The sequence below is a fragment of the Thermomonas sp. genome (assembly GCF_019104945.1).
Lineage (GTDB): Bacteria > Pseudomonadota > Gammaproteobacteria > Xanthomonadales > Xanthomonadaceae > Thermomonas.
In genome coordinates this window covers 30596-39510 of sequence record NZ_JAHRWW010000040.1, presented here as the reverse complement: position 1 = coordinate 39510, position 8915 = coordinate 30596, and the positions used below count along the sequence as shown (strand labels likewise).

7 protein-coding genes and 1 rRNA gene are annotated in these 8915 nt (G+C 58.2%); 5 read left to right on the top strand and 3 right to left on the bottom strand.

What is annotated here, in order from left to right; genetic code table 11:
• Positions 1–93: ribosomal RNA gene (rrf, locus tag KUL77_RS09945) — 5S ribosomal RNA — on the top strand; the annotation flags it as partial.
• A gap of 76 nt (positions 94–169) precedes the next feature.
• Here the strand turns inward: rrf and KUL77_RS09940 are convergent.
• Both KUL77_RS09940 and KUL77_RS09935 read right to left on the bottom strand, forming a co-directional pair.
• Positions 170–562 carry an MAPEG family protein gene (locus KUL77_RS09940; protein ID WP_297146473.1) on the bottom strand — a complete coding sequence of 131 codons (393 nt, stop codon included), beginning with the start codon at positions 560–562 and terminating at the stop codon, positions 170–172.
• Positions 563–625: 63 nt separating this feature from the next.
• A complete protein-coding gene (locus KUL77_RS09935; RefSeq protein ID WP_297146471.1) occupies positions 626–2341 on the bottom strand; it encodes a M28 family metallopeptidase in 1716 nt (571 codons plus the stop codon).
• A 146-nt stretch (positions 2342–2487) separates the two neighbouring features.
• On the opposite strand from KUL77_RS09935, the gene gpmI reads away from it, so the two are divergent.
• From gpmI to KUL77_RS09920, 3 genes are all read left to right on the top strand, one after another.
• Positions 2488–4026, top strand: a complete 1539-nt coding sequence (gene gpmI / locus KUL77_RS09930; protein WP_297146468.1) for a 2,3-bisphosphoglycerate-independent phosphoglycerate mutase — start codon at positions 2488–2490, stop codon at positions 4024–4026.
• Complete coding sequence (locus tag KUL77_RS09925; protein WP_297146465.1) at positions 4026–5228, top strand: peptidoglycan DD-metalloendopeptidase family protein; 1203 nt, start codon at positions 4026–4028, stop codon at positions 5226–5228. Before gpmI ends, KUL77_RS09925 begins: the two co-directional genes overlap by 1 nt.
• Before the next feature lie 101 nt (positions 5229–5329).
• On the top strand, positions 5330–6634 hold the full coding sequence (locus tag KUL77_RS09920; RefSeq protein WP_297146464.1) for a S41 family peptidase: 1305 nt from the start codon (positions 5330–5332) through the stop codon (positions 6632–6634).
• Here KUL77_RS09920 and KUL77_RS09915 read toward each other — a convergent pair.
• A complete protein-coding gene (locus KUL77_RS09915) occupies positions 6628–7308 on the bottom strand; it encodes a rhomboid family intramembrane serine protease (protein ID WP_297146461.1) in 681 nt (226 codons plus the stop codon). The genes KUL77_RS09920 and KUL77_RS09915 overlap by 7 nt on opposite strands.
• A gap of 170 nt (positions 7309–7478) precedes the next feature.
• Between KUL77_RS09915 and KUL77_RS09910 the strand changes: the two genes are divergently transcribed.
• A complete protein-coding gene (locus tag KUL77_RS09910; RefSeq protein WP_297146458.1) occupies positions 7479–8912 on the top strand; it encodes an outer membrane protein transport protein in 1434 nt (477 codons plus the stop codon).
• Positions 8913–8915 lie beyond the last annotated feature (3 nt).

The window sequence follows — 8915 nt, the reverse complement described above, 5'->3', positions numbered from 1 at the left end:
GGCACCACCCGATCCCATCCCGAACTCGGAAGTGAAACGCAGCCGCGCCGATGGTAGTGTGCATCCGCATGCGAGAGTAGGTCATCGCCAGGGCCTTATACCAAAACCCCGCCTCACAAGAGGCGGGGTTTTTTCTTGGGCTGTGTTTTGTCAAAACAACGCCGATACTTCAGCCGCCGACTTTCAGTACGGCGGAAACCATCAGCGTGATGACGCAGAGAAACCCACCTAGCCAGCTGAGGCTGCGCAGGGCTTGTTGAACGGTGATGTAGAACACGCCATGCAGGATGCGAAAGACAATAAATGCCATTGCGAGCCATGCGATGCGTTGCGGGTCAACCTGGGCAAACTGCGCCATTAACACGGCGGCGGCAAAGGCGGGGAAGGCCTCGAACGCGTTGAGGTGGGCGCTGTAGGCATTGCGTACTTTGTAGCTGTCTTGCTTGGCGATCCAGCCACGTGGGTCTTTGTTGTTGTAGCCGGGGGCGCTGCCCTTGGCGATTACTGCCCAGAGATAGGGCAAGCAGGCGGCGATAATGACGCAGGAATACGCAATCAGCATAAAAAAACTCCCGATGGTGGTCATCGGGAGTCTAACGGTATCGCGATAAGTTTGTGTGCGGCCTTACTTGACGGCGGCCTTTTTCATCATTGTGTCGCGCGCAGCTTTGAACGGGTTGCCGTCGTACCAGTTTGGCCACTGTCCGCTATTGGCTAATGTGCTACCGACGGATTCAATGGCTTCAAGATCCTGCACGATGCCATCAACATTCCAAGTAGCCGGGTCGTACTGATCACCGGGTTTGTGGTAACGCTCGGCATTGTAGGCCTGACCGGCGGCTTCACCCGCCTGTTTGCCACCTTCAACCAGGTCGTCGCCACTGCCGATATACAGCGCAGGCACGCCTGCTTTGGCAAAATTGAAGTGGTCGGAGCGGAAGTAATAGCCTGCGGCGGTATTGGACTCATCCACCATCGTGCGGCCTTGCGGCTTGATCGCTGCCATGAGCAGGTCTTCAAGCTGGGAGCTGTCCTTGCCTACGACAGTGAGCGTTTCAGACTTGCCGATAGGCGATAGCGCATCAAGATTGATCACCGCAACGGTTTTATCCAGCGGAATGACGGGGTGTGCGACGTAGTATTTCGAGCCGAGTAGGCCCGATTCTTCCAAGGTGACTGCGATAAAGAGAATCGAACGTTCAGGTGCTGGAGTAGCATTTTTGAAGGCTTCGGCTAGCTCTAGGATGCCGGCAACACCGGTGGCATTATCGACGGCTCCGTTATAAATATTGTCGCCAGTTTCGCCCTCGTGTTTGCCAAGGTGATCCCAGTGCGCCATATAGGCCACGGCTTCCTGCGGTGTTTTGCTACCGGGGAGTAGGCCGATCACGTTGCGTGAATTTTTATCAACGGTGGTGCTGCTCAAGTCAATCGAGGCGTTGGCGTTGAGGGCAACGGCTTTGAAACCCGGCTTGTTCGCCGCAGCGCGCAGTTTTGCTAGGTCTTGCCCGGCGGCCTTAAACAAGGCTTCGGCGGCTTCACCGCTGATCCAGCCCTGAATGGGCAGGCGCGGATCTGGATCATCGGCGGCGGGGAGGTCGTACTGGGGGCCGGACCACGAGTTTTTCACCACATCCCAGCCGTAGGACGCGCCGGGGGTGTCGTGGATGATGAGCGCCGCTTTGGCGCCTTTACGTGCGGCTTCGTCAAACTTATATGTCCAGCGGCCGTAGTAGGTCATCCGCTTGCCGTCGAACAGCTTGGGATCGTTGGCATGGAAGCCCGGATCATTGACCAGCATCACCACCGTTTTGCCTTTCACATCAAGACCGGCGTAGTCGTTCCAGCCGCGCTCGGGGGCGTCAACACCGTAACCAATAAAGACCACGGGGCTATCTTTAACGCTGACTTGGGTTTGCCCGGTGCGGGTGCCCACCACCATATCGGTGCCAAATTTAAGCGCCTGCTGAGTGTCGCCGATCTTGAGCTGTAGTACAGCAGATTCGTTGGCGGTGGTTTCCACCATCGGAACGTTCTGGAACCAGCTGTCGCCATTGCCGGGCTGCAAGCCGATGCGGGCGAACTGCGATTTGATGTAGTTCACCGTTTTTTCTTCGCCAGCGGTGCCGGGGCCGCGGCCTTCGAACGCGTCGGAAGCTAGTACGCGCACGTGTTCAGCAAAGTCTGCCGCATTGATTGGGGGAAGGAAGGCGTGGTCGCTGGCGCTGGCTGCAGTTGCAGCGGCACCTGCTGTGGCATCGGTGCTGGTGGTTTGCTCGGCCTGCTTTGGGGTGCAGGCGCATAGCGTCACAAGCGCAATGGGGAGAATCAGGTCACGCATGAATCAACTCCGTGGCAAGGTCTAGGGATAGTAGCTGGAGAATAGGCGGATATGAAAATGTCGAAAGTCCAGTATTGAATGCGAGTGCGAGGCTACAATCACTGCTTCCCCCTAATGTGGCGCACTTGCGCTAGGAACGCGATCCCATGACGTCATTGCCTCGTCCGAAGCCCGTGGTTTTGTTGATTCTGGATGGGTGGGGGCATCGTGATGACCCCGCCGACAACGCCTTGGCCTTAGCGACGTTGCCCAACTGGCGCGGCTTACTCAATACCTGCCCGCATACTTTGATCCATACCGAAGGCCGGTTTGTGGGGCTGCCCGATGGGCAAATGGGGAATTCGGAAGTGGGCCATATGAATCTGGGCGCAGGGCGGATCGTGTATCAGGACCTCACCCGCGTGGATGCGGCGATTGAAGACGGGAGCTTCTTCAATAATGCCGAGCTCAATGCGGCGTGTGCAGCGGTGAAATCCAATGGCAAAACCCTGCATGTGATGGGGTTGCTGTCTCCCGGCGGTGTGCATAGCCATGAGCAGCATATTTTTGCGATGTTGGAATTGGCCAAACGCGCAGGTGTGGCGCGCGTGGCGGTGCATGCCTTCTTGGATGGGCGCGACACCCCGCCGCAGTCAGCCGAACCAAGTTTGCGTGCTTTGCAATCGCTCTGTGAAACGCTAGGCAATGCGCATATCGCAAGCGTTGGTGGGCGTTATTTTGCAATGGATCGCGATAAACGCTGGGATCGTGTGCGGCGCGCGTGGGATGCGATTGTGGAAGCACAGTCGGATTACTCGGCAGGGGATGCGCTGTCCGCACTGCAAGCGGCTTATGCGCGCGGCGAAAACGACGAGTTTGTAAGCCCCACCGTTCTTGCAGACGCGCAGCCCATGGGCGATGGCGATGCGGTGGTATTTATGAATTTCCGTGCGGATCGCGCGCGCCAAATCAGCGTCGCATTTGTCGATCCAGCGTTTGATGGATTCCAAGCGCGCAACCCGCAGCTTGCCCGCTTTGTGTGCTTAACCGAATACGACGCTAAGCTGCCCGCGCCGGTGGCTTTTGCGCCAGATGATCTGCGCAAGACACTTGGTGAGGTGCTTGAGACCCATGCGCTTACCCAGTTGCGCATTGCGGAAACGGAAAAGTATGCGCATGTCACGTTCTTTTTCAGCGGCGGCCGTGAGGCGCTGTTTGAAGGAGAACAGCGCATTCTTGTGCCTAGTCCGAAGGTGGCAACATACGACCTGCAGCCAGAAATGAGCTGCCCAGAATTGACCGAAAAACTCGTAGATGCGATCCGCACGCAGCGCTTTGACGTCATTATCTGCAATATCGCCAACCCCGATATGGTGGGGCATAGCGGTATTTTGGATGCCGCGATCTTGGCCGCGCAGGCGGTGGATGTGGCGATTGGGGAAGTCGTTGCGGCGGTGCGCGAGGTGGGGGGCGCGATGCTGATTACCGCCGACCACGGCAATCTGGAAATGATGCGCGACCCAGACACCGGGCAGCCACATACTGCGCATACGGTAGGCCCGGTGCCGCTGGTCTTTGTGGGGCAGCGGCAGGTGCAGCTGCGCAGCGGCGGTGCTTTGCGTGATGTTGCCCCCACATTGCTGGATCTATTGGGCATTGCGCAGCCGGTTGAAATGAACGGGCAAAGTTTGGTGCTGTCGAACTAATGCGCAAAGGCTATGCCCTCTTCGCATGTGTGCTGCTTTTGGCAGGGGCCGCGCATGCGCAAGACACCAAAGAAACGGAAAAGCGCTTACAGAGCGTGCGCGGAGAGTTGCGCGAGGTTACAACCCAGCGCCGCCAATTAGAAACCAAGCGCGGTGGAGCGAACCAGCGCTTACGTGAAGCCGATGCACGCGTAGGTAGCGTACAGCGCGGGCTGCAAAAAACCGAGCAAGCACTGCAGCGCGATGCCTCGCAGCTCGTGCAATTACAGGAAGAGCGTGCGCGGCTATCTGGCAGCTTGCAGGCCAGAAAGAACGAGCTATCGGCGCTATTGCGGGCGGCACAGCAACAGGGGCGTGTCCCTGCTTTGAAAACGCTGTTAGCACAGCAAGATGTTGCCGAGGCCGAACGTGCGCTGGCTTTGCAGGGGTATTTGCAGCGTGCTCAGGTTGCGCGCATTCGAACCTTGAGCGCAGAAATTGCGCGAGCGGAAGCGATTGAAGGCGAAATTACCCAGCGCAAAGCGGCGATGGAAGTTGCGCAGCGTGAACAGCAGCAACAGCTGCAGCAGCTCAAGACAGCGCGCCAGCAGCGTGCGGTGGTCCTTGCCGATATCGAGAAAGAATACAAAGATCGAAGCGCGCGCGAAAAAGCACTGGGGCAAGACGCAAAAGCGCTACAGAATCTACTGGCTCAATTACGTGCTGCAGCGGCCAAGGCGGCACGCGAAGCCGCGCGTGCAAAAGCAGAACAAGAACGGCGGGCTAAATCCACCGGAAAGCCGGTTGTACGGCGCAATCTAGCAAGCACATCTGCAATTAAAGTGGGCGGGCTCGCGTGGCCGGTATCCGGAAATCTGCTGGCTTCGTTTGGCGGGCGTATGCCGGACGGACGTTCGAGTAGCGGCGTATTGATTGCGGCCGCTGCGGGAACGCCGGTGAAAGCGGTTGCCGAAGGGACGGTTGTGTTTTCAGACTGGATGACCGGCTATGGCAATATCCTGATCGTCGATCACGGCAATGGCTATATGAGCCTATATGCGCATAACGATGGGCTGCTGCGGCGCGTGGGAGATCACGTAAACAGGGGTACGGCTGTGGCAACGGTGGGGACTTCCGGAGGGCAGGAAGCGCCCGCACTGTATTTTGAGCTGCGCCACAACGGTAACCCGGTGAATCCCAAGTCGTGGCTGACACGGCAATAAAGCGATTGTCGGCGGTAGGGCTTCGCGGGCATGATGCGGGAACCGGCAGCACGATAGTGGGTCAAAGCCGGTGATTGTCTTGGCTTGATTCGGAGCGGTATATGCGGGTGAAACGGCTTGAAATTGCACTGATGTTGGCTTTGTTGCCGCTGTACGGGCAGGCGCAAGACGTGCCGACAGACGAGGGCGAACAACAAGCCTTGCAGCAGGCAGAAGAACGTGCTGATGCGCAGGAGCAGGCCGCGAAGGTGCCACTTGAAGAAATTCGCCGCTATGTCACCGTGTATAACGCCGTGAAGCAGGCCTACGTGGACCCGGTGGATGACCACAAGCTGATGCAGGCGGCAATCCGCGGGCTATTACTCGATTTGGACCCGCACAGCGCCTATATGGAAAAAGGCGACGCCGAGCAGTTTGATGAGCAAACCCGAGGTAGTTATGACGGCGTTGGTGTGGAATTGGAGCAGCAGAGTGACGGCGCGTTGCGCGTCGTGGCTCCCTTAGACGGCAGCCCGGCCGACCGTGCGGGCTTGCGCAGCGGCGACCGCATCATCGGGATTGATGGCAAGCTATTGGGCGCCGGGCAGGGGGATGGATCGGCACCCCTGCGCGGCAAAGCGGGAACGCCGGTGGTCGTGAAAATAGTGCGTGCAGGTGTGCGTGAGCCGTTTGATGTGACGCTTGTGCGCGAAACGATCCGCGCCACCAGTGTTCGCTCAAAACTGCTGGCACCGGGGTTTGGCTATGTGCGGATTTCCAGTTTCCAAACCAGCACCGCCACCGATTTTGCCAAGCAAGTAGATGCACTACAAAAAACCGCACCCCTGCGCGGCTTGGTATTGGACTTGCGCAGCAATCCGGGCGGTTTGCTACTAGGCGCGGTGCAGATTGCCGATGAGTTATTGAACAGCGGCAACATCGTGAGCACGCGCGGACGCGAGGCGCTGGGGAACAGTCAGTTTGAAGCAACACCGGGCGATAAATTAAACGGCGCCCCGGTGGTCGCGCTGGTGGATGCGGGCTCGGCCAGCGCGGCAGAAGTGTTGGCTGGGGCGCTGCGCGACAATAAACGTGCGGTGTTGATGGGCAGCCGCACGTTTGGCAAAGGCTCGGTGCAAACCTTGCTGCCGCTTGATAATGGCGATTCGGTGAAACTCACCACCGCGCGTTACTACACGCCAAACGGGCATTCGATTCAGGCGTTGGGGATCAAGCCCGACATCGTGCTACATCCAGACGGCGCGCAGCGGCGACCGGCACCGATAAGCGAATCTGAACTGCCCGGTCATTTGGCGGCAGAAAACGGCAGCGCGACCGAGGTGGAAAAAATTGGCGAAGTGTTGCCGGGGCAGGGGCCGATTGATGCAGCGCTAATGGAGCTTAAAAAACGAGCAAAGGCTCAGTAGCCGCGGCTACGGCGCAAGCGTCGTGCGATGGCGGCGCGGGTGATAAGCGCGAACAGCACGCCGAATACAAAGCCCGCGATATGAGCGGGCCAAGCCACTGCGCCGAAGGCCGGGCCGCTATAAGCAAAGAACAACTGCAGCAGCGCCCATAGCCCAATCAATAGAAAGGCGGGAACCCGAACAAATTGCAAAAACAGGCCCAGCGGCAACACAACGCCAAGGCGAGCACTGGGGAATAGGGCGAGATAAGCCCCAATGACCGAAGACACCGCGCCACTGGCGCCAATAATGACACGATCGGGCGCGCCGATGGCTAGAACAGCGGCAAAGTTTGAAAGCGCGCCACCCAGCAAAAATAGGACGAGGAAGCGTCTCCCCCCCATCGTGCGCTCGGCAGGCAGGCCGAAAATAAGCAGAAAGACGAGATTACCCAGCAGGTGAATCCAGTCGGCATGCAGGAAGAGCGCGGAGAACAGGCGCAGTACGCTGCCATCAGTGAACGCCTGCTGCCATGCAGCAACCGTATGCAGCCCTCCTGTGAGCACCCCCCAATCGAGCGTGGCGTTGGGCGTGCGTAGTGCGGTAAGGACATAAGCCAGCCACAGCGCGGCAAAGAGCAACGGCGTGGCCCAGCGGAGATGGCGGGTTTGGCGGGGGGGAATACCGACGAACATGGGGCGCTTTAAGAGGAAGGTGGAAGTGTTATTGACAGGTTAAATTTAATGTATAGTCACATACGGTGACGTACGTCAGGAGGGTGTTTGTCATTGTGGCTTATTCACGCCAAAGTGACAGACGTGCGCACGAAATGAAACATCACAATCCTTTATAGAGAGTCTCAACCATGCAGACCACTTCGATTCTTGCTCGCGTTTCGGCACTGGCCCTTGGTATTGCCGGTGTATTGGCTTGTGGCCAGGCCGACGCAGCGGCGTTCCAGTTGAAAGAAAATAGTGCCAAAGGCCTTGGCCGCGCATTTGCAGGCTCGACCAGTGCCTGGGGCGATGCTTCGGTGGTGGCCACCAATCCGGCGTCGATGCGCCTGCTCGATGGCCGCCAGTTCCAGGCCGACGTCAGTGCGATTAGCTTCTCGGCCAAGCTCAAAGATTACAACGGCCGCTACGCCAACGGTGCGCCGATCAGTGGCGGTAATGGCGGCGACGCGGGCATGATTGCGCCGGTGCCGTCGGCGTATTTCCACGTGCCGTTTGGTGAAAACGACAATATGCACTTCGGCGTTGCGCTCACCGCACCGTATGGCTTCAAGACCGATTACGAGGCCGGTTGGGTAGGCCGTTACCACGGCGATAAGACCGATATGAAGGTGGTCGATCTTGCTGCATCGTTCTCGTATGACGTGAACCCTTATGTGTCCTTCGGTGCCAGCGTGTTTGCGGAACACCTGTCGATTACCTTGAGCAATGCAATTGATTTTGGCTCGGTGATCAATGGCCAAGCGCAGCAAAAGGCCGCGGCGCAAGTGTTGCAGGGTGGCGGTACGCCCGCACAGGCCGCTGCAGCGGCGCAGGCGGCCGCTCTGCAAATGGCGCAGCTGGGCTTCTATCCGGGTAGCGCCGATGGTGCTTCCAATATCGAAGGTAGCCACAATGGTTTCGGCTATGTATTGGGCGCAACGTTTAGCTTTACCGAAAACACCAATATCGCGCTGAGCTACCGCTCCAAGGTGAACCACAAGATCACCAACGGCAAGGCCACGTTTGATGTTCCGGGTAATGCGGCAACCATCATGCAAACGCAGGCACAAGGTATTTTCGTGAATACCGGCGGTAAGGCTACGGTGCGCTTGCCTTCGTCGATGACGCTGAGCTTTGCCCATCGTTTCAATGATCGTTGGACGATGATGGGCGACTTCTCGGCCACACAGTGGTCGTCGGCGTTTGACAAGGTGACCGTGGACTTCGACTCGAATCAGCCGAACAGCGTGCTGGAGTTTGGTTATGACAACACCACGTTCACCTCGTTGGGTGCGGAATACAAGCTCTCCAATACGGTAACGTTGCGCGGCGGCGTGGCATTCGACAAGACGCCAACGAGCAATCAGCACCGCGATGTGCGCGTGCCGGATACCGATCGCACTTGGCTGTCGCTGGGTCTGAGCTGGGCTGCTTCAGATAAGACCGAAGTGAACGTGGGCTACACCCATCTGTTCACCGACGAGCCAAGCATCAACATCACCTCGGCCACCGGCAGCACGCTGACGGGCAAGTACAAGGTGGCGGGCGATGTGCTGGGCGCTTCGATCAACTACAAGTTCTAAGTG

Bases quoted from the DNA above. Each gene is read 5' to 3' on its own strand.
- KUL77_RS09925 (WP_297146465.1), top strand. From the start codon at position 4,026: ATGCGCAAAGGCTATGCCCTCTTCGCATGTGTGCTGCTTTTGGCAGGG.
- KUL77_RS09910 (WP_297146458.1), top strand. From the start codon at position 7,479: ATGCAGACCACTTCGATTCTTGCTCGCGTTTCGGCACTGGCCCTTGGT.
- gpmI (WP_297146468.1), top strand. From the start codon at position 2,488: ATGACGTCATTGCCTCGTCCGAAGCCCGTGGTTTTGTTGATTCTGGAT.
- KUL77_RS09935 (WP_297146471.1), bottom strand. From the start codon at position 2,341: ATGCGTGACCTGATTCTCCCCATTGCGCTTGTGACGCTATGCGCCTGC.
- KUL77_RS09940 (WP_297146473.1), bottom strand. From the start codon at position 562: ATGCTGATTGCGTATTCCTGCGTCATTATCGCCGCCTGCTTGCCCTAT.
- KUL77_RS09920 (WP_297146464.1), top strand. From the start codon at position 5,330: ATGCGGGTGAAACGGCTTGAAATTGCACTGATGTTGGCTTTGTTGCCG.
- KUL77_RS09915 (WP_297146461.1), bottom strand. From the start codon at position 7,308: ATGTTCGTCGGTATTCCCCCCCGCCAAACCCGCCATCTCCGCTGGGCC.